The organism is Clostridium sp. LBM24168 (genome assembly GCF_052953915.1).
Genome location: NZ_CP196861.1, coordinates 47153 through 73441, shown reverse-complemented (window position 1 = coordinate 73441; position 26289 = coordinate 47153). Strand labels below are relative to the sequence as shown.

Genomic DNA, 26289 nt, shown 5'->3' with positions numbered 1-26289 from the left:
TTGAAAATATTCAATAAATTCTCAACAGCATAAAAATAAATACAGCAGGAACACTCATCTACTGTATTTTACAAAAATCATTTCGCCAAATTTTGAATCACACATAATAATGCAAATATTATGGCTAGAACAACAGTCAACCTGGATAACATTGCTTCAGAAGTTCTAGATTTATTCCTTGAATAAAAGCTTTCAGTTGTCCCTCCAGATATAAAACCGCTCAGGCCATTAGTCTTTCCAGGTTGAATAAGTACAACTGCTATTAAAAGTATGGATACTATAACCTGTAATATTAAAATAAAATTATGCACCAAACTGACCCTCCTAATGTTTAACATGAATTATATTTTAACACATCTACATTTTAATTTCAATTTCAATAGATTTTAAAATTTTAAGAATAGAGCAGGACTACACACCTGCTCTATTGAAAATTCTATTTACTTTTCAAATTATAAAATGCACCGACTCCTCTAAATTCTGCCGCTTCTCCCAGCTCTTCCTCTATTCTTAGAAGCTGATTGTATTTTGCAACCCTCTCTGTTCTTGCAGGTGCACCTGTCTTTATCTGGCCTGCATTCACGCCTACAACAAGATCAGCTATGGTAGTATCTTCTGTCTCTCCGGATCTATGGGAAACTACTGCAGTATACCCAGCCCTTTCTGCCATTTCTATGGCATTCAGGGTTTCTGTGAGAGTACCTATCTGATTTAATTTTATAAGTATGGAATTTGCTACTCCAAGATCGATTCCCTTTTTAAGCCTTGAAGTATTTGTCACAAAAAGATCGTCTCCTACAAGCTGAATCTTGCTTCCGAGCTTCTCAGTAAGAACCTTCCATCCCTGCCAGTCTTCCTCTGCCATTCCATCTTCAAGGGATATTATAGGATACTTGTTTACAAGATCCACATAAAAATCCACCATCTGTTCAGGAGTTAAAATCTTTCCTTCACCTCTCAGATTATACTTTCCATCTTCAAAGAATTCAGATGAAGCAGGATCAAGTGCTATATATATGTCTCTCCCCGGCTTATATCCAGCTTTTTCTATAGCCTCCACTATCACCTGTATTGCCTCTTCGTTGGATTTTAAATTAGGAGCAAATCCACCTTCATCTCCAACTCCTGTATCATAACCCTTTGATTTTAAAATTGATTTTAATGTATGGTAAACTTCTGTACTCATTCTCATTGCTTCACTAAAATTAGGAGCTCCTGCAGGCATTATCATAAATTCCTGTAGATCTACATTGTTATCAGCATGCTTTCCTCCATTTAGTATATTCATCATAGGAACTGGAAGAACTTTACCATTAACTCCACCTATATATTGATATAGGCTGAGTCCGAGATATTCTGCTGCTGCCCTTGCACATGCAAGTGATACTCCAAGAGTTGCATTGGCACCTAATTTTGCCTTGTTTTCAGTACCGTCCAAATCTATCATAGTCTTATCAATTATAACCTGATCAAATATGTTCATTCCTATCAATTCTTCTGCTATAATATTATTCACGTTGTCAACGGCTTTGGTAACACCCTTTCCCTGGTACTTATCCTTATCTCCGTCTCTAAGCTCTACAGCTTCAAAAGCTCCTGTAGAAGCTCCTGATGGCACACCTGCTTTTCCTACAGTACCATCTTCTAGCGTTACTTCTACCTCTACTGTAGGATTGGCTCTTGAATCAAATATCTGTCTTGCACTTACATCTACAATTTCCACATAATTTTTCATAAATACCACCGTTAAATGAATAACGGTTCTTTCAACTCCTTTCCAATACAAAATTTTAATACATATTTTATTTAATAAGGCTCTTACCAGTCATCTCCTGTGGTCTTTGAAGCTTCATTACATCAAGAATAGTAGGCGCAATATCTGCAAGTATACCTCCGTCTCTCAGTTCAGAAGCATTTTTTGAAACATATAGAAATGGCACTGGATTTGTGGTATGGGCCGTCATAGGCTTTTTAGTATCATAATCTATTTCTTCTTCAGAATTACCATGATCAGAAGTTATAAATAATATACCGTCTTTCTCTAATATTTTGTTCGCAATTTTGCCAAGACATACATCTACAGCTTCAATTGCTTTTTTTGCGGCCTCAAATATTCCTGTGTGTCCAACCATATCTGGATTTGCAAAGTTCAATATAATCATATCATATTTATCCTGATCCAGTCTTTTTAAAAGTTCATCTGTAACTTCATATATGCTCATTTCAGGCTTTAAATCATAGGTAGCTACCTTCGGAGATGGTATAAGCACTCTATCTTCATTTTTATTTGGTTTCTCCACCCCACCATTGAAGAAGAAAGTTACATGTGCGTATTTTTCAGTTTCAGCTATTCTAAGTTGATTTTTTCCCAAACTACTTACATATTCACCCAGGGTATTTTTATAATGTTCATTTCTAAAAGCCACATCTACATTCTTGATTTCAGAGTCATACTCAGTCATAGTTACAAATTCCAGATTTAGATTTTCTCTCTTAAATCCATCAAATTCTTTATCCACTATGGCTCTTGTAAGTTGCCTTGCCCTATCCGGCCTGAAATTGAAGAAGATGACTGAATCCCCATTTTTTATAGTAGCCACAGGATCTCCATTCTTTTTTATTACTGCAGGAACTATAAATTCATCAGTTTTTCCATTTTTATATGAATTATCTATTGCCTCACAAGCACTGTCAGCTTCAACGCCTTTTCCAAGGATAAGTGCATTATATGCGAGTTCAACTCTCTCCCATCTCTTGTCTCTATCCATTGCATAATATCTTCCCGACACTGAAGCTATTTCACCTATTCCTGCTCGCTTTATATAGTCTTCCAGATCTTTTATATACTCCTTTGCAGAAGAAGGTGGAACATCCCTTCCGTCTGTAAAAGCATGGATATATACCTTTTTGATTCCCTTTTGTTTTGCAAACTTCAAAAGTCCCTTTAAATGCTGTGAATGTGAATGAACTCCTCCAGGTGATACAAGACCAATGAGATGAAAATCGGAATTGTTTTTAAGTACATTATCTGCCGCTTTATTCAGAGCCGCATTTTCGAAAAAATCTCCATCTTCTATGGACTTCGTTATCTTGGTAAGAGCCTGGTACACTATTCTTCCTGCACCTATATTCAAATGACCAACTTCAGAATTGCCCATCTGTCCAGCCGGCAATCCCACACTTAATCCACTTGCTCCCAGTTGGGTATGAGGATAATTATTATAGCATTTATCAAAATTTGGTTTGTTTGCTGCTTTAACTGCATTTCCTTCAGTTCTGTCAGAAATACCAAAACCGTCAAGTATCATAAGCATTACTGGTGTTTTCTTCATATTTACCTCCAAATTTTATTACAAATTAATAGTTTACTATCTTAGAGAAATCTTCTGCTTTCAGGCTTGCTCCTCCAATCAATCCTCCATCTATATCCGACTGTGCCATTTGGGACTTTATTGTAGCAGGCTTAACAGAACCTCCATATTGAATTCTGGTTTTATCTGCAGTATCTTCTCCATAAAGTTTTGCTATTACACTTCTTATATATGATATCGTTGCATTAGCCTGCTCATCCGTAGCTGTCTCTCCCGTACCTATGGCCCATATCGGCTCGTAAGCTACAACTAATTTTTCCACCTGTGCTTTTTCAAGCCCTGCGAGGTCAAGTTTGATCTGTTTTCCAAGAACCTCTTCAGTAACATCTGCTTCTCTCTCTTTCAGAGTTTCACCGCAGCAAACTATGGGAATCAAGTTATGTTTAAAGGCTTTCTTTACCTTTTTGTTTATAGCTTCATCTGTTTCATTGAAATACTGTCTTCTTTCGCTGTGTCCAAGTATTACGTATTCTACCCCCATTGTTTCCAACATAGTAGGTGAAACCTCTCCCGTATATGCACCGCTTTCCTCGAAATGCATATTCTGAGCACCAACTTTTATGTTGGTTCCTTTTGTAGCTTTAAGCACCGCATCAAGGCACACATAAGGCGGGCATACGACTACATCACATTTAGCATCCTTTACCAGTGGTTTTAATTCCTCAATTAATTTTACTGCTTCCTTAACAGTCTTGTTCATCTTCCAATTTCCTGCAATTATTGCCTTTCTCATTTATACCATACCCCTTTTATTTTAAAATTTAAAGCTAAAATTTTAAATTTTGATAACTATTATTTGTCATTAAGTGCAGCTATTCCCGGAAGTTCTTTTCCCTCAAGAAATTCAAGAGAAGCTCCACCACCAGTTGATATATGTGTCATTTTATCTCCATATCCAAGTTGATTTACTGCAGCTGCACTGTCTCCTCCGCCTATTATTGTTGTAGCTCCGGATTCTGCCATAGCCCTGGCCACATCATTAGTTCCCTTTGCAAATTTAGGGAATTCAAATACTCCCATTGGTCCATTCCATACAACAGTTTTCGCATTGTTTATTTCGTCCGTAAATAATTTAATCGTTTTCGGTCCTATATCCAATCCCATGTATCCATCTTTTATATTGGGATCTCCTATTACAACAGCTTCTGCATTTGCATCGAATTTATCTGCTGTTACAGTATCAAGTGGAAGAAGCATTTTAACATTTTTCTCTTTAGCCTTATTGATCATTTCTTTTGCATAATCAATTTTATCTGCTTCAAGAAGAGAATTTCCTATATTATATCCTAGTGCCTTTTCAAAAGTATAGGCCATCCCACCACCAATTATAAGGGTATCTACTTTTTCAAGCAAATTGTTTATAACATTTATCTTATCTGAAACCTTTGCGCCCCCAAGTATTGCAACAAAAGGCCTAACTGGATTTTCCACTGCATTTCCCAAAAATTTAAGTTCTTTTTGAATCAAATACCCACATACAGCTATATCCAGGAATTTAGTAACACCAACAGTAGAGCAGTGTGCCCTGTGAGCTGTACCAAATGCATCATTTACAAACACATCTGCAAGAGATGCAAGCTCTTCTGAAAAGTTGTCTTCGTTTTTGGTTTCTTCAATTCTATATCTTGTATTTTGAAGCAATATCACGTCTCCATCTTTCATTTTTTCAACTGCAGCTTTTGCATTTTCTCCTACTACATTATCATCTGCAGCAAATATCACTTTTTCCCCAAGCATCTCCGAAAGTCTTTTTGCAACAGGCTCAAGTGAAAGTTCAGGCTTTGGCTCCCCTTTTGGCTTTCCAAGATGAGAACACAATATAACTTTAGCACCTTTTTCTACAAGATATCTTATTGTAGGCAAAGCACCTATTAGCCTATTTTCATCTGTTATTTTTCCATCCTGAAGCGGTACATTAAAGTCGCATCTAGCAAGAACCTTTTTCCCCTTAACACTTATGTCTTCGATTGTTTTCTTATTAAAAGCCATAATTTACACCCCTTTAAAAATTTTTATTTATTTTTGATTTTAAGATTAAAGATCCGGCATTATAGCCTCAACTACAAAACCAGATCTTTTACTGTATCATAAATTTAACTATTTAGCAATCTTTGCAAAATAAGTTAAAGTCCTAACTAATTGTGAAGTGTATGACATCTCATTATCGTACCATGCAGCAGTTTTAACCAGCTGTGATCCATTTACATCTACAATCTTAGTTAAAGTTGCATCAAACAGTGAACCATAATTTATCCCTACAACATCCGCTGAAACTATCGGGTCCTCTGTATATCCAAATGATTCATTAACTGCTTCTTTCATGGCTGCATTAATTTCTTCCACGGTGACATTCTTTTTCAAAACTGAAACCAGTTCAGTTATTGAACCAGCTGGAACTGGAACTCTCTGAGCATTTCCATCAAGTTTTCCCTTCAAATCCGGAATAACCTGGCTGATAGCTTTAGCAGCACCAGTTGAATTGGGAATTATACTTACAGCAGCGGCTCTAGCTCTTCTCAAGTCACCCTTTCTATGTGGTCCATCAAGTGTATTCTGGTCATTCGTATATGCATGAATTGTAGTCATAAATCCTTTCTCTATACCGAATTTATCATTTAACACTTTAGCCATGGGAGCCAGACAATTGGTTGTACAAGATGCCCCTGATATAACTGTTTCAGTACCATCAAGTGAATCATTGTTTACATTGTAAACTATTGTCTTTAAATCATTTCCCGCAGGAGCTGAAATAACAACTTTTTTCGCTCCTGCTCTTATATGAGCTTCAGCTTTTTCTTTTTTAGTAAAAAATCCAGTACATTCAAGTACAACATCTATTCCAAGTTTTCCCCAGGGCAATTTTTCAGGATCTGCCTCTGCAAAAACTTTTACTTCCTTTCCATTAACTACAAAAGCTCCATCCTCAACTTCGATGTCACCATTGAATCTCCCCTGTGATGAATCATATTTGAATAAATGAGCTAACATCTTCGTATCAGTTAAGTCATTAATTGCAACAACCTCTAAATCCGGCACTTCAAGAATTCTTCTCAATGCTAATCTTCCTATTCTTCCGAAACCATTAATAGCCACCTTTGTCATTTAAATTCCTCCTAAAATAATAAATTATTTGTAAATCTGAAATAGAGATCTTTTGTAGTACAGGTACCTTATCAAAATATGCTATAATTTTAAAAAACTTGACCGTTTATAAACTCCAAAATTCTTTTTGCAGCACCTTCATCTGTAATAAGCACACTGTTATGATTATTTATTTCAGTAGAAAGTATTGCCTCTGCCTTACTGGATCCTCCAGCCACAGCTATCAGGGTATTTATCTCATGTATCCTGCTATTTTTTATTCCTATGCTTGGAGTTGCATATACTATATTTCCCTTTTTGTCAAAGTAATAGCCGAAGGCCTCTCCAAGGCCACCTTTATTTTCTATTTCTTTTATCCTGTCATCGTTCAGTCCTCTTTTTTCTGCCATTTTATCAGCTCTCCCAATACCATATATCAATATATCTGCATTATAGATATTTTCCAGTACATCTTTTATTGATTTTTCTTTTATCATGGTACTTATGGCAGATTCGCTTAAATTATCAGGAACATGAAGCAATTTATATCTTCCATCCATTTTTTTTGCCATCTTTGCCGCAAGAGTATTTGCCTGTGTCTCAACGTTCGTACCCATACCGCCTCTTGCAGGTACTACAAGGACATCTTTTACAGAATTAATTACAGGCATATTATCCACTACCTCTTTCATAGTAGAACCTCCTGTAATTGCAAGTATATTTCCGTTCTGAATTATACTTTCAAGATAATTTGCAGCTACTCTTCCAATTTCATTCATTATAATCTGATCTTCATCACAATCTCCTGGAACAATTATTACTTTTTTCAATTTAAATTTTGCCTTTATGGCACTTTCCACTTCAGAAAGACCTCTTAACTCATGTATGGATTCCTTAAGTTTTCCTATAATTTCTTCTCCATCTTTTGTTATAGTCATTCCGGATGTATTTATTTCAATGAATCCCTGAGTTTTTAAAAAATTAATTTCTGTTCTCACAATTCTTTCACCAATACCCAAATCATTGGCAAGTACCCTTCTACCAACAGGTTGATTATAGTAAATAGTTCTCAAAATATTGTATCTTTTTTCTAATAACTCAACTAATTCCGGTACTATTTTTTTCTGCAATTTAAGTACTTCTTCCGTAACATCACCCCCCTTGGTACATTATTATCCCATTAATGCTTATATTGTCCCACTCCTATTATAAAACATCTAGAGTTTTTTTTAAATAGTATTTTAAAAAAATATTAAAAATACTTCTTTAAGAAAATTTTTAAAATCTTTTTCTACACTTTGATGATCTTATTCCAAGTTCTTCTCTATATTTTGCCACAGTTCTTCTTGAAATATTCATATTCTTGTGATTAATCAAATCACATATGGCCTGATCAGATAAAGGCTTTCTTTTATCTTCGTTTTCTATTATTGTTTTAATATTTTTTTTAATAATATATACCGAAATATTTTCTTCACTTGAAGATGCCGAAATTCCTGTTGTAAACAGGTCCTTTATTTTAACCGTTCCTCTACTTGTGTATATATACTTGTCCCTTATGGCCCTGCTTATAGTCGACTCATGCATATCAAGACTTTCGGATATTTCTCTTAAAGTCATAGGCTTGAGATAATCATCACCATAATCAAAATAATCCTTTTGAAGTTCAAGTATTTTTTCAAGAACCCTATATATAGTACTTTTCCTGTGCTGTATACTTTTTAATAAAAATACTGCACTGTTTAATTTATCCTTTACATAATTCACTGCATTATTATCTGGATTTTCTGTTTTACCTTCATTTTTTATTATATCTTTATACATAGAATTTATGGTAAGTCTTGGAAGTAAATCATCATTCATAACTATATAGTACTCATCATCAATTTTTTTTATGTAGGCATCCGGCATTATATATTTTACTTCCTCACCAGTGTAAAATCCTCTGGAAGGCTTAGGTTCCAATTTTTTTATTATATCCCCACAACTCTGCGCTTCCTTCACATCTATATCCAATTTTTTTGCTATTACATTATATCTGTTTTTAGCCAACAGCTCCAAATAATTATCTATAATTTCTATTACATTTTCATTTTCGATATTTCTTTTTTTTAGCTGGATTTTAAGACATTCTTTTAAATCTCTTGCTGCTATGCCGTCAGGTTCCAAAGATTGTACCTTTTTTACACAATAATCTGCGAATTCATCTGAAATGTTAAACTCATTTTGAAGTTCATTCTCTGATAGAACAAGGTAACCCCTGCCATCTATATTTTCTATAATATATGCACATATAACTTTCACGTAATCATTTTCACTTAAATCTCTAATCTGTTCTATCAAATATTCTTTCAATGAACTTTCTCGTGAAATAAAATTGAAAGGCGAAATTTCTTCACTGTTATTTCTCTCATAACTATGATGGCTGTAATTATCAAATTCAAGATTTTTTATAATTTCTTTATAATCTAGCTTAGTTTGCTCTTTATCATTATTTTTGAATTCAGTTTCTTTAAAATCAAGAATTGGATTTTCCTGTACTTCTTTTTCGATATACTCTTGAAGTTCAAAGCTCGACATCTGGAGAAGCCTTACCGAGAGCTGCATCTGTTGCGTCATTACCAATCTTTGTTTCTGAATTAAATTAAGTCCGAAATTTAGTCTCATAACTCGCACCCCAATCAACTATTTTAATTATATTATATCATGAAGTTACATAAAATATAAATGCACAAAAAATTTGCACTATATAAAAATCAAAGTGCAAATTAAATCACAGCAGATACTTTAGTAATTTTCCACAAAGAATAAGCCACAAGCGTCAGCTCCAGAATGTACTCCAACCACACATCCCACTTCACTCTCTATAAAATCGATATTTCGTTTTATCAGTTCGTTCCTAAGGGGATCAAGTATTTCAGTTTTACCTACATGCAGCAGTATGGAAAGCTCACCGTCTTTTATCCCTTTTCTGTCTATATAGTCCAACATAGCCTTGAGAACCTTTTTGTTTCCCCTAACTTTATCTGCTACAGCCATCTCTCCATTTTTAGCTTCTATTATTATCTTTATTCCCAAAATATTTACTATAATACCTGCCGTCTTTGACAAACGTCCACCTTTTACCAAATTATCCAGGCTATTAAATTCAAGAGTACTTTTAATATGAGGTACAATTTCCTTAATCTTTTCTTCTATCTGTTCCATGGTATAACCTTTTCTTATAAGTTCAGCTGCTTTGACAACTTGAATTCCAAGTCCAGAAGTTACATTAAAACTGTCTATAACAACTATATCCTTTGTTTCCAGTGCATCTCTGGCAATACAAGCAGACTGATAAGTACCACTCATCCTGGAAGATAAATGAATGGACACTATTTTATAACCTTCATCAAGATACTTTTTATAGCATTTCATAAATATTTGAGGATTTACCTGTGCCGTAGCAGGAAACTCCTCACTATTTTTCATCTTTTCAAGAAGCACTGGGAGTTTTATGTCAATTCCATCCCTATAGGTTTTTTTGTTAATAATTACAAAGAGGGGAAGTACCTCTATATCATACTTTTCTATTATAAAATCTGGCAAATCCGCTGTACTATCAGTAATTAATTTTATCTTATACATAAAATTAATACCCTCCTTTACTTCATTATAGGGAAATTCATCTGTCTTAGTGCCTCATAAGCAATTATGGCCACAGTGTTAGATAAATTTAGAGATCGTGTAGTAGTATTTATCATGGGTACTCTTATACAGTTCTCGTGGTTTTGTTCTCTAATATAATCAGGCAACCCACAGGTTTCTCTTCCGAATACTATAAAATCACCATCTGTATATTTAACATTATGATAATAGTTTTCACCATGGGTAGTGGAAAAATAAAAAGTACCATTTTTATACTTTTCTCTCAATTCCTCATAGGAATCATATAATGTCAAATCCAGATATGGCCAATAATCAAGTCCTGCCCTTTTTAAATGTTTTTCATCCAGACTAAATCCAAGTGGCTTTATTAAATGTAATTTAGAACCTGTAAGCACACATGTCCTGGCTATATTCCCTGTATTTTGAGGTATTTCGGGCTGGAACAATACTATATTTAAACTCAAAATTTTTCCCCCTTTAAAAATAAAAAAATAACATATTTAAAATAATACTTATACCGGATAGTATAAAGTCCTATTAAATATATTACTATATTACAATTATTCAGTCAAAAAATAATAAAAAAGATGCTGCTATACAGCTTTGCCCTGCAGCAGCATCTCCTCTATTACTCCATATATTTCATCCCAGTTAAAAACTCTTATTATATTTTCATTTAAAGGATTGCGGTTATAATTGGTATCTATCAAAAGTACCTTAAAACCACTTTTCGAAAGCTGGACAGCATTTTCATAACTGTCTTCCACAAATATATCACATTGAAGTTCCCTAGCTTTATCAACTTTATAAGTAGTTCCCAGGACAAAAACATCATCATAGGGAATTCCATGCCTGCTCAAGTAATGATAAGTCAGTATTTCCAAATCCTTGCCTCTTGCAGTAACAAAATATATATTATTTTTATCAAATAATTTTCTTATAATAATGCTGGCATCTTCTCTTATAGGTTCAGCATCATGAATTTGAAACTTATTTCTCTCATAAAATTCAAGATATTCATTTCTTGATACACCCATTACCCTATCTACATTGTATCCTATAACTTCTTCAGGTTTTACATTTTTATTAAAATACCTATTTGCACTATCAAGCCAATAATATGGATCTGTAATTGTTCCATCAATATCTATACATATACTAAGATTCTTCAATTTATACATCCACTCCTTAAAAAATCAATTTCAATATAATTTTCATGCAATAGTACATAATAGTCTACCTGCCAAGCAAATGTTACTCACATATATCATGATATAATAAAAGTATTAAAAGAATATTAAACAGAAGTTAGGTTTTTGATAACAATATTCGAACAAGAAAAAAGACACCTGGAATGTAAGTGTCTTTTTTCCCCTCTAAGTTTTTAAACTTAGGACGCATTTTTTTCATTAAGGGATTGGCTTTTAATAAACATCTAATATGTTTTATATATTACTACTAATTTATTAAAAAATCAATAGTTTTATTAATAAATTATCAAAACTAAAGTAAAAAAAATAAATACTAACAATCGTAGCCAATAATTGTTAGTACTTATTTCAGGAAAATGAAACAAATGAATTATCAATGGTAATGGCATCAATAATTTAATAATGTTATATTTATTTTAATACTGTTTTATTAATAAATCAAGTAATTTATTAATGTTTTGTTATGTTATGTTCATTTTTATTATATTTTGCAGTTTATATTATTATGTACTATTTTCTTCACAAGTTTTAATAGTTCCTCCCTTTCCTCCTACAAACTTTTCTTATAATAAGATTCCGTTTTTCGAGTCTGTTTATTAGACCTGTAAGAGTACTTTTTGGTATTTTCGATTTTTTCTTAAATATTATCTACGAATTATAGTATTAACAAGCACAAATAGTGCAAATGCAGAAACAAACCACATAAAAACTGCCAATTCTTTTTGTTTTTGATATACAAAATAATTAATACCACTCAGCAGCATTGTCAGACACAAGCCTCCTTGAGTTAAAACACGTAATATATAAGAATTTCTATTACCTACAGATAGCGATGCAAATATAATGGTCAAAATTGAAGTAAGTAAAATTGTAACCAGTACTCTTCTTTTAATATTTATTTTCATAATTCCCAACCTTTCTTCTTGCCTTAGTGAATAAATTATTATTATAAATGAGATCTTTATTTTTTACAAACATCTTCAGCCCATTTTACAGCTTTTTCTACATTTTTTTCTGTATCATTTTTAAGAGGATTTTTGAACTCAATTTCACCTAAAAATTCATTTTCTCCAAGTTCACTTCTCATATTTTCAAAGGTTTTTCCATTATTTCCACCGTTACAGCTAAATAAAGCTATTTTCTTGTGTCTTAAATTTGTCCTGGCAAAAAAGCTTCTCATAGCAGGAGCAAAATTCCACGCCCAGACTGGAGTTCCAATAAATAAGACATTATATTCTTCAGGGTTTATATCATAGGGCAAAAGTTCCGGTTTTTCTTTACTCATAGATTTTTTCCCACCTATCAAATATCTCATTTTACTTTTTGAATCTATATCTTTTTTTGGTTTTATCTCCAATATATCACCTGATACAGCCTTTGAAATAGCTTCGGCCATTAATTTTGTATTTCCTTCAAGAGAATAGTATACAACAAGAATTTTATTTTCCATAACAGAATCTACCTCTTTTCTATACACTAAATTTTATTCTATTTACATATTATAATAAGTAATTAAAAAAATCCATTTAAATATAAATTATATAAACTGGCTTCAATGAAAAAATAGATCAGAAACAAAGCTAGACAAGGATGTCGGGGTTTACCCGATTTTATCTTATCTAGCTTTGTTATTTGAAACAGTGAAAATGCTATGTATATATGCGTTACACAGGGTACACAGCCGATCATGAGTTTTTATCGTGGCAATGGTAACAAGAATTTTCTCCTATGTTTATCCTCTTGGCGTGTACACGAATATCATTGCCCCGATTTTATTGGTTGTCGGCTGCATTGATTTTGGTAGATAGCAGGATAGTTCTTTGTTTTATTCAGGAACTATCCATATTCTCCACCTTTATTCCCTGAGCTTTATATCTTTGAGGGACCTGTATTAATGAAAACAGGTTAGAAAAGTAACTTTAGCCTTTAGCAAACTTATCATTGCCACTCTCCTTGAAAAATTCCTTCCAGGTTTTTTCAGCATATGGTGCAAATTCTTCCGATGATTTCATTATCTTTTTATGAAATTCAGCATCATGAAGCATTTTTTCTGCTCCAGCATCGTCCGGTTTTGCCCCTACCTCCTTACATACATTTATTATGACATTGGTATTATCTATCATGCTGCACGGCCTCAGCATGTTTTTATTATAGGGCTGCATGGATCTTAATTTCTTAAAGAATGGATCCCTAAATGCATCTATCAAATGTCTTCCCTTCAAATTAACAGTTGAAAAATGTGAAAATATGCAAGGCTCAACATCTTCTTTTGAATTAACGTGGAAAAAGTATTTACCTGCAATACATCCACCAACATATGGAGCATCATTAAAGAAGTCGAGAGTAAAATACGGTTTATTAGCCCTTATTTCTCTAGATCTCCTTCCAAGATAATCTCTCTGTTCTCCCGTAAGCATCATATCAAAATCTTCATCGTCCCCATTAACAGGCATGAATAAAAAGTACCAGCTCATTTTAGAGCCTTTTTTAATTAACATATCTGTAAATTCATCACTGAGCACTGCATTTATATTGGTCCTAGTAACAGCTGAAGACACCCCAAATAGTATTCCTCTTTCATGAAGTATATCCATGGCTTTCAATACCTTTTGATATGTGCCTTTTCCCCTACGCTCATCTGTATCCTTTTCGAAACCTTCAATTGAAAGCATAGGTATTACATTACCACTTTTCTTAAGTCTATCTGCAATTTTTTCATTAATAAAAAGTCCACTGGTAAATGGTGTAAACATTATGTCATCATATTTCTCATAAATGTCCAGAAGATAGTCATTGAAAAAAGGTTCTCCACCTAAAATAATAATATAATAAATTCCAAGTTCCCTTGCCTCTCCTATAATCCTATCAACTTCCTCTGGAGGGATATCATCCTTTTTACTAAAACTTGAAGCGTAACAACCCTTGCAATGAAGTGAACATCTCATAGACGGACTTAAAAGCATAACAAATGGTACTTTAGTATCCTCTTCATCCATATATTTCTGTCTTCTCGGTCCAGCAAACCAGTTTGCATTTGCAAAAAAATTAGAAAAGAACTTTTTCAGGCATTTAGTATCCGTATTTTTTAAAATATCCTGAATATATTCATGTTTATATTTATCATTGTTATAATAACTCTCAACAAACTCAATCTGGGCCAATGCAGATTCATCTTTAGTTAGCATTTTAATACCCTTAAAAATTTTGCCTATGTTTTTTTCTGGATTTTTATCAAGATAACCAACAATCTTATTCACAATAGCTTGTTTAGTAGTTTTTTCTAAATTATCTTTTATTTTCATGAAAATTCCTCCTTAATTGCTTAAACAGCCTATTTACTTGTTCAACATACGACTTAACAACTCTTTTGCTTCACCTAGATATTTATTGACACTATCAAAAGCTAATTGTTCATCTCCAATACGAATAGCTTCAAAGAGATTAGTATGAATTTCATTTTCAGAATGAAGCAGATTTCTGCTCTGCAAAATCGCGTTAATGTTATTTTCCAATGCATCCGTAATGTGTGTATAAAGCTCGATGAACATATTATTATGCGTGGTTTTCACAACAGATTTATGGAAAGCAATATCTTTTTTTACAAATTCAAAAAAATTATTCCTTTTTAACTCTCCTTTGCATTCATTTAGACATCTTTTAATTTCTTTGAGGTCATCCTCAGTTCTTCTTTCGGCAGCAAGCTGAGCTGCCTCCCTTTCAAGACCCAAACGTACTTCCAAGGTTTCCAAAACATTACTTTTTTTAATCTTTCGTTTCAAGACCAATCCCAAATCACTGGATGACATTACTGTAGTGCCGATGCCTTGGCGTGTTTCAAGCAATCCGACATGAACCAGTGACTGGATAGCTTCTCTTAAAGTATTCCTGCTGACATCAAACTGACTCATTAATTTAGGCTCAGTTGGAATTCTCTCTCCGACTTTCCACCGACCGCTTTCTATCATCTTCTCTATCTGTGCCGCCACTTGTCCCACTAATGTTAAGCGTCTTGCTTTTTGAATCCCCATTTGTAAAATTGCCTCCTCCAAACATAGGATGATAGTATTTATACTATGATAGTACTATTAATTTATGCTTATGTCAATTACCGTAGTTACAATAAAAACATAATATTACCCAGTATTAATATTACCCAAATATAAAAAAATATAACTGAAAATCAAAATTTCCAGTTATATAAAACTAAGTCCAATCTATTTTGCACAAATAAATCTATATTCTCTTTCTCTACAGGATTTCTACATAGCCTTCAGTTCCATGTACGCGAATTCGCTGGCCATCCTTTATCAATCTTGTAGCGTTTTCTACTCCGACAACTGCCGGCAAACCATATTCGCGTGCGATAACTGCTCCATGGGTCATTAGTCCGCCAACTTCGGTAACCAGGCCTTTTATGGATACAAACAATGGTGTCCAACTAGGGTCAGTAAAAGAGGTAACCAATATATCTCCATCTTCCAGATCAGCATCTTTCATGTTTAAAATGACACGTGCCTGTCCCTCTATAACTCCGGAAGAAACAGGTATGCCCACAATAGCGCCCACTGGGAGATTTTCTCGTTTGTACTCACTGGCAATGATTTCGCCTTCAGAGGTGATAACCCGCGGTGGAGTTAGTTTTTCATATAATTTGTACTCCTCCTGACTCTTTCCGATAATCCGTAATCCAGTTTATTTGTGCATACAACCTTGTGAAGTTCTTCAAAATTGAGATAGTATATATCTTCTTTTTCATGAATAATACCCATTTGTACAAGTTGCTCGGCTTCTTTCAGTAAAGCCTGCTTGTAAATAAAGTAGCGATTGACGATATGGTATTTGGGATATTCACGATAACCGATGAAATTCCGTATTAGGTCTATCACTTGTTTTGTTTTTCTGGCTTTTTGACCACCATCCGGTAATTGTTTTAATCGATCTAATAATTCTTGTTCTTTTTTCAAAGCTTCCTGTCGACCCTTCTCAAATTTCCGATTACTGGCTTTAGGTTCAAAGTTCTTGATATTACTGAGAATCATGGGGACAAGTATAGCTGGTTTTTCACTCCAGCGGGTTTTAGTAATATCGATTTCCCCACTACATCGCATACCGTATTTATTGAGATAATCCTGGATAGCATCTCGGGTTTTTTGTCCACCTTCAAACTTAATCAATTCCTCCAAAAAGTTATCATCTTTTACATGCTGTAAATAATCAATTATTTCCGGATAAGGACGAATCACATCTGCAACATCCAACAGCGCCAGGCCAATTTCCGAAGTAATATTGTTCGGCACAGATTGAGAAAGTGTATCTGCTGCGTTTTTTTCTCCTAACCAGCTCTCCATTTTTTCATTGATCCATGATGAAGCATCCATAGCAGCCGTAATCACACCCAGGTTTCGTGGGTCAAATAAAATCTTCTTTAATTGCTGAATGTCCTCCAGAATAAAATCAAATAAACCTAGTCCTGATTTTGTTTGGATGTTATGCTTTAACTCTTCTATGGATGTTTGACTGCTCTTAATCAAATCAGAAACGATTGCCGGCTCATTTTCAATTTATGTCTGAAAATCTGCAAACGACATACCTTTACTGCTTTTACCGGGGTTCTGTTCTTTTTTTCATTTGAAAGGGATTTTATAAAATCCCCTCGCTCTATTATGGTCATAAGTGCATCTTTCATGAGTGGATCGTGCTGTTCCATGGTATCTAATAAAATTTTCCTGCTGCCAGAGGAAGCAAGCATCTCTGTAACATCAACAAAGAGCCTTCCACCAGCTCTATGCATGGGTGCACTAGTTGTTAACAAGAAAAAAGACAATCCCAATGGTCTAATAGGGTCTGTCATCATTTGCTGGTGACCCATGGATATATAAACATGATTTTTCTGATCATCTGCTTCAGGGATTGGGTACAAAGTAGTGATTGGTCGGCTCTGGACAATATAAAATGTATCATCAGCCAAACACCATTCAATGTCCTGGGGACAACAGAAATGTTCTTCGATCTTTCTGCCTATATTCTCAAGCTGTAAAATCTGCTCATCCGTCAGCACTTGCCTATTCTGTCTCTCTGGCTCAAGCTCCTGCTCTTTCGTGCCACCACCCTTTAAGGCATAAATGGCCAGTTTCTTGGTGGATATCTTCTTATCAATAATCTTGCCCTTACAAACCTTATATATATCAGCATTTACCAGACCGGAAACCAATGCCTCACCAAGTCCGAAGCTGGCATCAACGGATAACACCTTCCTATTGGAAGTTACGGGATCAGCAGTAAACAAAATCCCTGACGCCTGCGGGAAGACCATCTTCTGGACAACCACAGACAGGCGGCCTTTACCATGGCCAAAACCCCTTTGAAGGCGATAAGTTACTGCCCTTTCGGTAAACATCGATGCCCAGCACTTGCTGATGTGCTTTAGGATTTCCTCCCTTCCGATAATGTTCAGATACGTATCCTGCTGGCCTGCAAAGGAAGCTGTGGGTAAATCCTCTGCAGTTGCACTGTATCGCGTACTGCATAGGCATTTTTTTCTCCAAGCCTGGATAAGAAGCAGGTAATTTCCTCATTAATATCTTCAGGGATAGCTATCCCTTCGATGATTCTGCGAACTTCACCGCTAAGTTTACTGATTTTATACCTATCTTCCATATTAAGAAGCGATAGCTGATCAAGTAATCTGTGAATCGGCGACGTTTCCCCAATGATTCTTTTAAAGGCTTCAGTAGAAATACAAAATCCATCACGGCATAAACTGTTTGTTCCCCAAAGTCTCCATCTTCATCTACAGTATAACCAAATTTTTTGAGTTTCTTCTGAATATCTTTTACATCATTTCCCTTGTCTCCCGCCTTAAGAATATTTCTAGGTGGTATCTGTTTTTTTTCTTTTGGATGTGAAGTTATATTACCTACAACATTCACCTTTTGAGTATTTTTCTTATTATCTGTACTAAATAAACTACTGCATGCAGAAAAACTAAAGATTATTATCACAACTATAATTTCAGTCAATAAAACTCGTTTCATATGATTCTACCATCCCTCTTACTGCTTAAATATTACTCCATATAGATATTATTATAGCATGGAATAACATTATTTCTCATAGTTTTGAAAAGAATAATAAATTTAGTCCTCATATATTTTTTATCTATTATAATATATAATAAGATTAAAATACATATTAGAAAAGGTGAAAGTTATGAAACAATGTATGGATTCTGACAATTTGCACAGACGTATAAAAAAAATAATAGGTCAAATTAAGGCCATAGATAAAATGATTGATGAAGATATTCCATGTGAAGATGTTCTAATACAGATCAATGCAGTTAAAAGTGCTGTTCATAAGGTTGGACAAATAGTTTTGGAAGGTCATTTAAATCATTGTGTCAGAGATGGAATTCAACATGGAGATGCAGAAAAAACAATAGCACAATTCGCAAAAGCACTGGAGCATTTTTCACGGATGTCTTGAATATCTCAAACTGTTTATATAAAAATAAACAGTTTTTTTATTTGACAAAAAAATAATCAGGCTATATTATACATATAGGGGTATATGTATAATATAAAAATAAAGGAGTGCTTATGGAAAAAGTAAAAAATTTTTTTAAGGATGAAGAAAAACGTGTTATTCTGTTTATGCTTTTGTCGGGTATATCGCTTGTTGTCAGTTTCTTTGATATTGGTAAATTACCTTTGGATGCCGCATGGCTTTCAATTATTCTATGTGGAGTACCAATTGTAAAAGAAGCTATTATCGGGCTTGTCACAAGTTTTGATATCAAAGCTGATTTATTGGTCTCCATAGCATTGATTGCCTCTATTATAATCAATCAAATATTTGCTGCCGGAGAAGTTGCTTTTATCATGACTATAGGTGCATTCCTTGAGGAAAGAACCGTCAATAAAGCTCGTGCTGGTATTGAAAAGCTTGTACATCTTACTCCTCAAGTTGCAAGAGTTATAAGAAATGGCATAGAGCAGATGATTCCTGCAAATAAAATCCAGATAGGAGACATTATAAAAGTTCTGGCAGGAGAAATCGTAGCTGTGGACGGAACAATCATAAGTGGTAAAACTTCTATTGATCAGTCAGTAATGACAGGCGAATCACTCCCCGTTGATAAAGAAACCGGAGACCAGGTATTCAGTGGAACCTTGAACCAATTTGGAACTTTTAACATGAAAGCTACAAAACTCGGTGAGGACAGCTCTCTGCAGAGAATGATAAAACTTGTAAAGTCAGCTGATGCAAGTAAAGCAAAGATCGTCGGAATTGCAGACAGATGGGCAACCTGGATTGTTGCCGGTGCCTTGAGCACGGCAATTCTTACCTGGCTTGCTACAGGTGAAATAATACGTTCTGTAACAATATTGGTTGTATTTTGTCCATGTGCATTAGTCCTTGCAACTCCTACAGCCATAATGGCAGGCATAGGCAATGCAACAAAATACGGTATCCTGATACGTGAGGGAGATGCCCTTGAAAGGTTGGCAAATGTACGAAGAATATCTTTTGATAAAACAGGTACACTTACATATGGACAACTGTCCGTTACAGCAGTCGAAAATTTTAATACAAGCATATCCAGGGAAACACTATTACAATTGACGGCATCAGCAGAAATTCGCTCAGAGCATCCTCTCGGCAAGGCAATAATTAAATATATAAAGAATATTCCTAATATTTCAATTAATGAACCTGATGAATTCAAGGTAATTGCCGGAAGAGGTGTACAAGCTAAAATAAACAATTATTCAATTCTTGCTGGGAATATTGAAATGATGGCAGACAATAATATTTCAATACCAGAACGAATGGATAAAAAGGCCTCTAGATATAAAGGTGCCGGATGTACAATTATGTATATATCAATTAATGGTAATGCATCAGGATTTATAGCACTTTCTGATACTCTCAGGGAAGATGCCATTGACATGATTAAAGCTATTGAAAGAAATAAAGTAAAAAGCATTTTACTTACAGGAGACAACCTCCAGGCAGCATGTCATATCGCAAAACTCGTCGGAATAGATGACATATGTTCTAATTGCCTGCCGGAAGATAAAATATCTGCAATAGAAAAATATCAAAGCAAAAATGAACCGGTATGTATGGTTGGTGACGGTGTCAATGATGCTCTGGCACTAAAAAAAGCCTATGTAGGAATAGCCATGGGTGGAATTGGTAGTGACATTGCAATTGACGCAGCTGACATTGCACTTATCAGAGATGATATAAAATGCATACCCCACTTGTTAAGCCTGGCCAAAAAAGTAACAAAAACCATCAAGTTAAATTTAACATTCTCCATGGCATTAAATTTTATAGCTGTTGTTCTGGCTATATTAGGAATATTGGGTCCAGTAGTAGGTGCACTTGTACATAATGCTGGATCGGTATTGGTTATTCTAAATTCATCATTATTATTAAATTGGAAGGGGAGATAAACTTTATGAAATCAAAAGGAGTTATCTTTTTCAGAGCTTGATTTGCCATCTAAGATAACTCCTTATATATTATTTTTTCAGCAGAAGACTGTCAGCTATTTTAATGGCGTCATCCAAAGACATCTTTGGATCTTGAAGTAAAATATTGTAGTTGAGTCCATCTTCACTCCAGCTTACAGTTTTTATAGTATCATCCATTACACTTCCCTTTTTACCACGTACCTGCATTTCCTTTTCACCAGGTAGTTTTGCATCATTTGATTTTTCTCCGGTATCCTTTGGATTTACTGCAGTGAGCACAAATGCTACGGCACCATCTTTTTCATAGCTCTGATTTATTTCATTTACTCCTTTTGATTCATCATAATGCAGGGATTTAACATCTTTAAGTTTATATGCTCCTCCTTCCGGAAGATAAAGTATGGGTTTCCCAACAAGCTTTACTGCCTCGTTGAGGGTTATAACATTTTCTGAATTTTTGATTTGATTATCCATATCTTCAACTTTTATATTATCAGGAAGCTTCTGGGAGAACAAACTGCTGTCCAGCTTAGGTGAAAAATCAAGCTTTGAATACTGTATCTCTGTTTTACTATTTTTTGAAGTAATTACAGCCTTTGAAACAATCCAGCTCTCTTCATCCATCCAGTAGTCCAAAGTGCCCAGAATAGTATCCTTTTGTTTTGGCTCCGCCTTGATATGATAGGTTTTCCTATCTAACACATTCTCTTCGCCCTGAAAAGTAATATTGTGGGTTTTACTCATGCTTGCCAGTTGTTTCAACAATTGATTCTTGTAGTTTCCTCCCAGTACATCATCTGCACCATTTGCCGCAGAGCTTTCGAGATTCATAGTCATAGCCTGCTTTTGTTCTTTCATATATATTATAATATTTTTACCATCATTTGTTGATATGGTCGTTCCAGATGAATTGTCCTTTAATTCTATACGCCTTTTCACCACATCATTGGAATTATCAATCCATTCTCTGGCAGATACAGTCTCTTTTATTTTATTGTTTTCATAAATCTTCATTTTATATTCACCATAATAGGACTTGGGTTTTTCACTGGCACTGACGGCCTTTTTTATCACATCCTCCGGAATAATGGTTTTCTTATCCAGACTGCATCCTCCAAATAAGCCAGCTATAGACAATATTCCCACAACAGGTATTATAAATGTTTTTTTAATTGACATTTCAATCCTCTCCTTTACTATATATAGGAAACCAGCATACAAATTCCGTGCTATTTTCATCTGAAAACAGCTTTATTTCACCACAATGCTTTTTTATAACCAACTTTACAATACTCAGTCCCAAACCGACTTCATTCTGTGAAGTTTTATTTCTTGCCTTGTCCACTTGATAGAAGGGCATAAATATTTTTTTTCGTTCATCTTCCGGAATTCCCCTGCCGTCATTTTTGACAACTACAATGCATCCTTTTTCCCTCCAGCTTATAATATCCTTTTGAAAATCTTTTTTTATCCAGGTAGGAATCCCTTTTTCCAATGAAAATGCACCAAGCCATATGCGGCCATTTTGGGGAGTATATTTCAATGCATTTGCCATCAGATTATCAATTAACCTGGTCATCTGTTTTACATCCACCTTTATGGTGTAGTCGGCATTTGTATCTACTTCAAGTTTTATACTGCGCTTTTCACAATTTTGCTCATAACCTGAAAATAACATTTCAAAAAACTCATTTCCCCATACTTCCACAAAATTCACTTTATAATCGGATGTAAGTACAGTATACAGCATGAGATCGTCTATCATCTTTTTCATGTAATCACTTTTATTCAATATAATTGAAGACCTGCTCTTTATTTTTGGCATATCGAGATCTCTTTCATTGTAAATTGACTCGGCATATGCTCTTATTGATGTAAGGGGGGTCTTTAGATCATGTGAAACTGCCGATATCATATACTGTTTTGTTTTACGCTGGAAATCTATTACTTCCTGTTTTCTCTCTATATCTTTTTTCATGCCGTTGAAATTTCTTATAAGTTCTCCTATTTCATCCTTGCTCTTATATTTCACCGATTTTTTACCGCCTTCAGCAAAATCGTTCATCCCCTCTATCAACAACTTTATGGGCCTGTTAAACTTTCTATTTAAAAGAATTATAACTGTCAAAAAAACCAGAAGGATTATGACCGCAAACATTCCTGCAATAATAATAGTTCTTATATTTATCTGTTTTATGAAATCTCCACGATATATTATTATCTCGTAAAATCCAACCAATTCACCTCTATAAAATACAGGTTTTTTCAAGCTGTACAAATTATATTTTGTAACTATTTCGTAGAGATGTGAATAGATTTCCTCCCTGCTCTTTGTATAGTCTGAATTCTCATCGGGAGCATGAATCTCCTGTCCACTTCCATTGTATAAATTGATTTTAACGTCGTCTTTATCCTGATAATCCACAGCAGTATCCTTGTTTTCCATATCGGCCTCAGTATAGATTTTATAATTGCCCAGTTTTTCTTCATAATATTTGAATTTGGCCACTGCATTCATATATTCTGTAAACTGAACCTTTTTATTGTAGGTTAAAATCAACATATACAGCAAAAGCGATGAAACTATAGGAGTAATGACTACAGCCAGGTGGGATAATATAAGCCATTTTTTGAGTCTCATTTCTTTTCACCCAGGAACTTGTACCCTATTCCCCACACCGTTTGAATAAACACAGGATTTTTCACACCGTCGTGAAGCTTTTCCCTCAATGCCTTCACGTGCACAGTAACCGTGTTATTTCCATCAATATCCACATTGTTCCACACATTTTCATAAATTTCCTTCTTTGAAAACACCTTATTGGGATTTTGAGCCATCAAAAGAAGAAGCTGAAATTCTTTAACGGTAAGCTGAATTTCATTACTGCCACGGACAACCTTCTTCTCATTTAAAAATATATTTAGATCTGGTTTAACGGAGATTATATCGTCATTTTGTTTCAAATTCTCATCTCTCATATATCTTCTCAGATGTGCCTCAACCCGTGCAGATATCTCCACAAGACTGAAAGGTTTAGTTATATAATCATCAGCTCCAAGTTTAAGTCCCTTCACCTTATCCAGATCTGCCTGTTTTGCACTTATTATTATAATGGGTACATTGCTTATCCATCTTATATTTCTGCATAGAGAAAATCCATCCATTTCAGGCAGCATGAGATCCAGCATAACCAGATCAAATTTCTGTTTTTTAAAATCTTCCAGGCCTTCCAAGCCTGTAGATGACCAGAATACTTCATAACCTTCCATCTCAAGATGTTCCTTTACTATAGCTGCAATAGATTCTTCATCTTCAACTATTAGAAGCTTTCCCCTCATTCTTTTCCTCCTTACAATTTACATTATAAATTCCTGTAATAAAATTTTATCATAGTTAATACTTTCTTTATAAATTAATGTTCAGATAAAAAATAATGAACCGACCTTTTAATTTAACTTACATTTACTGTCTGTTTACCGTCCATTTACTTTAGCTTTTTATAATCTTATTAAAATACAGATAAGGTATTTTGAATTTGTCACAGAAAGGACAGTTATATATATGAATGAAAAACCAGTTGTGGAATTAAAACACGTATCAAAAAAAATCGGCAAAAAGGAAATTATTCATGACCTGTCGTTTACAATTCCAGACGGAGAAATATTCGGATTTCTAGGGCCCAATGGAGCAGGCAAAACTACCACTATCCGTATGATTACGGGACTGATAAAAATAACCGAAGGAGATATTTTTATTAAAGGACACAGCATTACAACCGACTTTAAAAAAGCAATTCAGAATGTTGGCGGTATTGTTGAAAATCCAGATTTATATAGATATCTTACGGGTTATCAAAATTTAAAGCACTATGCCAGAATGTCACTCGGCATCAGCAAAAAACGTATTTATGAAATGGCTGAAATTGTCGGACTCAAAGACAAAATTCAGGACAAAGTACGAACCTATTCACTTGGTATGCGTCAGAGGCTTGGGCTTGCACAGGCACTATTACACCGTCCATCTCTCGTGATACTGGATGAACCAACAAACGGACTTGATCCGGAGGGAATCCACGAGCTGCGTAACTATCTAAAGAAAATAGCTCATGAGGAAGGTGCTGCAGTTCTGGTATCAAGCCATTTGCTCTCAGAAATGCAGTTGATGTGTGACAGAGTGGGTGTTTTGCAGCACGGAAAGTTAGTAACTATTCAGCGTATAGATGATTTTGTCAAATCCGGCGGTTCAATGCAGGTGGAGCTTATTGTAAGCCCCTCACAAATTGCACAGACAAAACATTTACTTGGCACTATGCGAAAAAATGTACTTTCTTCCAGTCCAGCCGGACATATTATAATTCAGATGACAAAAGAGGAAATTCCGTCAGTAAACAAACATTTAATGAAATGCGAAATTGAAATTTATAGTATTCAGATGAAAGAAGAAACTCTGGAAGACAAATTTCTGGAAATTACGGAGGAACAGAAATGATCAATTTAGTGAAAAATGAGTTAATGAAAACATTCAGCGGCCGATTGACAAAAATCCTTTTCCTTTTACTGATTATTGTGGCTGTCAGTTTTTCAGTCTTTGCAAAAATCGCAATAAATAAGGAAACTGCAGGGAATTGGAGAACGGCACAGGAGCAAATTATAGGAAAAAATAATGGACGTTTACAGGTTGCAGATCTATCACCACAGCTGCAGGCAGAGGCGAAAAATAAAGTGGCAATTGCCGAGTACCGTTTGAAAAACAATATAGCCCCACAAGAAAATAACCTCTGGTATACGTTACTGCACTCATCGGGGTTGTTTGAATGGGTTGTCATTTTTACAATTATTATTGCTGCCAACATTGTTGCAAGAGAATATACGGATGGAACAATGAAGCTGTTATTGATTCGCCCACACAGCAGGGGTGCAATTCTATTTTCAAAATACACAGCAGTTGTCATATATGCTGTATTTTCACTGATACTCACCATAGGGGCAGCATATATAACCATTGATGTCTTATATGGCTTTGGAAGCGGAATACGCACTCTTGGAGCGCCAGAGCTTTTTATCAATTCACAGGGACAGATAGAGTCATTAAATATTTTCAGGCAGTGTGTAAAAATGTATTGTTTGGATATTTTCCCAATTATGAGCTATGTGACCATTGCCTTTGCTGTCTCAACCATTTTGAAAAGCAGTGCAGTAGCGGTGGGCAGCTCTCTTCTGCTTATGATTTTAGGAAATTCAATGATTGAAGCCACATCAAAGCTGGCATGGCTGAAATTTCTTCCCTTTGCAAACAGCGACATGAGTTTGTATATCTTTCATTTACAGCCGAGGGAAGAAATGACAATAGGCTTTTCGGTATCTGTATTGCTGATATATATAATTGTTTTATTTGGTGCCAGCTTTGCAATATTTAAAAAGCGGGATGTATCTATCTAATGACTGCTTTTTAAATCTGTTATATAATGAAAATTAAAGTGCAGGGAATACAGA

At 34.7% G+C, this 26289-nt stretch carries 22 protein-coding genes and 2 pseudogenes; 4 read left to right on the top strand and 20 right to left on the bottom strand.

From position 1 onward, the window contains the following. Window positions 1-77: 77 nt before the first annotated feature. The 17 genes and pseudogenes from secG to ACSVC9_RS00310 all read right to left on the bottom strand — a co-directional run. Window positions 78-311: a preprotein translocase subunit SecG gene (gene secG / locus ACSVC9_RS00390; RefSeq protein WP_446899774.1), complete on the bottom strand. Its 234-nt coding sequence runs from the start codon at window positions 309-311 to the stop codon at window positions 78-80. Between the two features lie 125 nt (window positions 312-436). Next, entirely contained in the window at window positions 437-1735 is a 1299-nt protein-coding gene (gene eno, locus ACSVC9_RS00385; RefSeq protein ID WP_446898419.1) for a phosphopyruvate hydratase, read from the bottom strand. 67 nt (window positions 1736-1802) lie between these two features. Then, window positions 1803-3332 carry a 2,3-bisphosphoglycerate-independent phosphoglycerate mutase gene (gene gpmI, locus ACSVC9_RS00380; RefSeq protein WP_446898418.1) on the bottom strand — a complete coding sequence of 510 codons (1530 nt, stop codon included), beginning with the start codon at window positions 3330-3332 and terminating at the stop codon, window positions 1803-1805. Between the two features lie 25 nt (window positions 3333-3357). Beyond that, window positions 3358-4104: a triose-phosphate isomerase gene (gene tpiA, locus ACSVC9_RS00375; protein WP_446898417.1), complete on the bottom strand. Its 747-nt coding sequence runs from the start codon at window positions 4102-4104 to the stop codon at window positions 3358-3360. Window positions 4105-4163: 59 nt separating this feature from the next. Next, window positions 4164-5360, bottom strand: a complete 1197-nt coding sequence (locus ACSVC9_RS00370; protein WP_446898416.1) for a phosphoglycerate kinase — start codon at window positions 5358-5360, stop codon at window positions 4164-4166. A gap of 108 nt (window positions 5361-5468) precedes the next feature. Further along, window positions 5469-6473 (bottom strand): type I glyceraldehyde-3-phosphate dehydrogenase, encoded by a 1005-nt coding sequence (gene gap / locus ACSVC9_RS00365; RefSeq protein ID WP_446898415.1) that lies wholly within the window; start codon window positions 6471-6473, stop codon window positions 5469-5471. A gap of 89 nt (window positions 6474-6562) precedes the next feature. Then, window positions 6563-7582 carry a sugar-binding transcriptional regulator gene (locus ACSVC9_RS00360; RefSeq protein WP_446898414.1) on the bottom strand — a complete coding sequence of 340 codons (1020 nt, stop codon included), beginning with the start codon at window positions 7580-7582 and terminating at the stop codon, window positions 6563-6565. 148 nt (window positions 7583-7730) lie between these two features. After that, on the bottom strand, window positions 7731-9119 hold the full coding sequence (gene rpoN, locus ACSVC9_RS00355; RefSeq protein ID WP_446898413.1) for an RNA polymerase factor sigma-54: 1389 nt from the start codon (window positions 9117-9119) through the stop codon (window positions 7731-7733). A 120-nt stretch (window positions 9120-9239) separates the two neighbouring features. Beyond that, window positions 9240-10079, bottom strand: coding sequence for a DegV family protein (locus ACSVC9_RS00350; RefSeq protein WP_446898412.1), 840 nt, complete (start codon window positions 10077-10079; stop codon window positions 9240-9242). Window positions 10080-10096: 17 nt separating this feature from the next. Beyond that, on the bottom strand, window positions 10097-10564 hold the full coding sequence (gene trmL, locus ACSVC9_RS00345; RefSeq protein ID WP_446898411.1) for a tRNA (uridine(34)/cytosine(34)/5-carboxymethylaminomethyluridine(34)-2'-O)-methyltransferase TrmL: 468 nt from the start codon (window positions 10562-10564) through the stop codon (window positions 10097-10099). A gap of 129 nt (window positions 10565-10693) precedes the next feature. Then, on the bottom strand, window positions 10694-11272 hold the full coding sequence (locus ACSVC9_RS00340) for a 5' nucleotidase, NT5C type (RefSeq protein ID WP_446898410.1): 579 nt from the start codon (window positions 11270-11272) through the stop codon (window positions 10694-10696). A gap of 683 nt (window positions 11273-11955) precedes the next feature. Beyond that, complete coding sequence (locus tag ACSVC9_RS00335; RefSeq protein ID WP_446898409.1) at window positions 11956-12216, bottom strand: hypothetical protein; 261 nt, start codon at window positions 12214-12216, stop codon at window positions 11956-11958. A gap of 56 nt (window positions 12217-12272) precedes the next feature. Beyond that, a complete protein-coding gene (locus ACSVC9_RS00330) occupies window positions 12273-12761 on the bottom strand; it encodes a flavodoxin family protein (protein WP_446898408.1) in 489 nt (162 codons plus the stop codon). Between the two features lie 469 nt (window positions 12762-13230). After that, window positions 13231-14613, bottom strand: coding sequence for a radical SAM protein (locus ACSVC9_RS00325; protein WP_446898407.1), 1383 nt, complete (start codon window positions 14611-14613; stop codon window positions 13231-13233). Window positions 14614-14646: 33 nt separating this feature from the next. Next, window positions 14647-15339, bottom strand: a complete 693-nt coding sequence (locus ACSVC9_RS00320) for a FadR/GntR family transcriptional regulator (RefSeq protein ID WP_446898406.1) — start codon at window positions 15337-15339, stop codon at window positions 14647-14649. 220 nt (window positions 15340-15559) lie between these two features. Next, a pseudogene (gene ppsA, locus ACSVC9_RS00315) lies at window positions 15560-18061 on the bottom strand (phosphoenolpyruvate synthase); the annotation flags it as partial. Between the two features lie 38 nt (window positions 18062-18099). Continuing rightward, window positions 18100-18345: pseudogene (locus ACSVC9_RS00310) on the bottom strand (L,D-transpeptidase family protein); the annotation flags it as partial. A gap of 175 nt (window positions 18346-18520) precedes the next feature. On the opposite strand from ACSVC9_RS00310, the gene ACSVC9_RS00305 reads away from it, so the two are divergent. Then, complete coding sequence (locus ACSVC9_RS00305) at window positions 18521-18796, top strand: metal-sensing transcriptional repressor (protein ID WP_291723046.1); 276 nt, start codon at window positions 18521-18523, stop codon at window positions 18794-18796. Window positions 18797-18909: 113 nt separating this feature from the next. Then, entirely contained in the window at window positions 18910-20775 is a 1866-nt protein-coding gene (locus tag ACSVC9_RS00300) for a heavy metal translocating P-type ATPase (RefSeq protein WP_446898405.1), read from the top strand. 69 nt (window positions 20776-20844) lie between these two features. Here the strand turns inward: ACSVC9_RS00300 and ACSVC9_RS00295 are convergent, their stop codons facing one another. Genes ACSVC9_RS00295 through ACSVC9_RS00285 form a run of 3 tightly spaced genes read right to left on the bottom strand, consistent with a single transcriptional unit; the run spans window position 20845 to window position 24135 of the window. Further along, entirely contained in the window at window positions 20845-21975 is a 1131-nt protein-coding gene (locus tag ACSVC9_RS00295; RefSeq protein ID WP_446898404.1) for a LolA family protein, read from the bottom strand. Between the two features lies 1 nt (window position 21976). Then, complete coding sequence (locus tag ACSVC9_RS00290; protein WP_446898403.1) at window positions 21977-23437, bottom strand: sensor histidine kinase; 1461 nt, start codon at window positions 23435-23437, stop codon at window positions 21977-21979. Beyond that, entirely contained in the window at window positions 23434-24135 is a 702-nt protein-coding gene (locus ACSVC9_RS00285; protein WP_446898402.1) for a response regulator transcription factor, read from the bottom strand. Before ACSVC9_RS00285 ends, ACSVC9_RS00290 begins: the two co-directional genes overlap by 4 nt. Window positions 24136-24376: 241 nt before the next feature. Here ACSVC9_RS00285 and ACSVC9_RS00280 point away from each other — a divergent pair, with 241 nt between their 5' ends. Both ACSVC9_RS00280 and ACSVC9_RS00275 read left to right on the top strand, forming a co-directional pair. Further along, window positions 24377-25285 carry an ABC transporter ATP-binding protein gene (locus ACSVC9_RS00280; RefSeq protein WP_446898401.1) on the top strand — a complete coding sequence of 303 codons (909 nt, stop codon included), beginning with the start codon at window positions 24377-24379 and terminating at the stop codon, window positions 25283-25285. Beyond that, window positions 25282-26235, top strand: coding sequence for an ABC transporter permease subunit (locus ACSVC9_RS00275; RefSeq protein ID WP_446898400.1), 954 nt, complete (start codon window positions 25282-25284; stop codon window positions 26233-26235). Before ACSVC9_RS00280 ends, ACSVC9_RS00275 begins: the two co-directional genes overlap by 4 nt. Window positions 26236-26289: the final 54 nt, after the last annotated feature.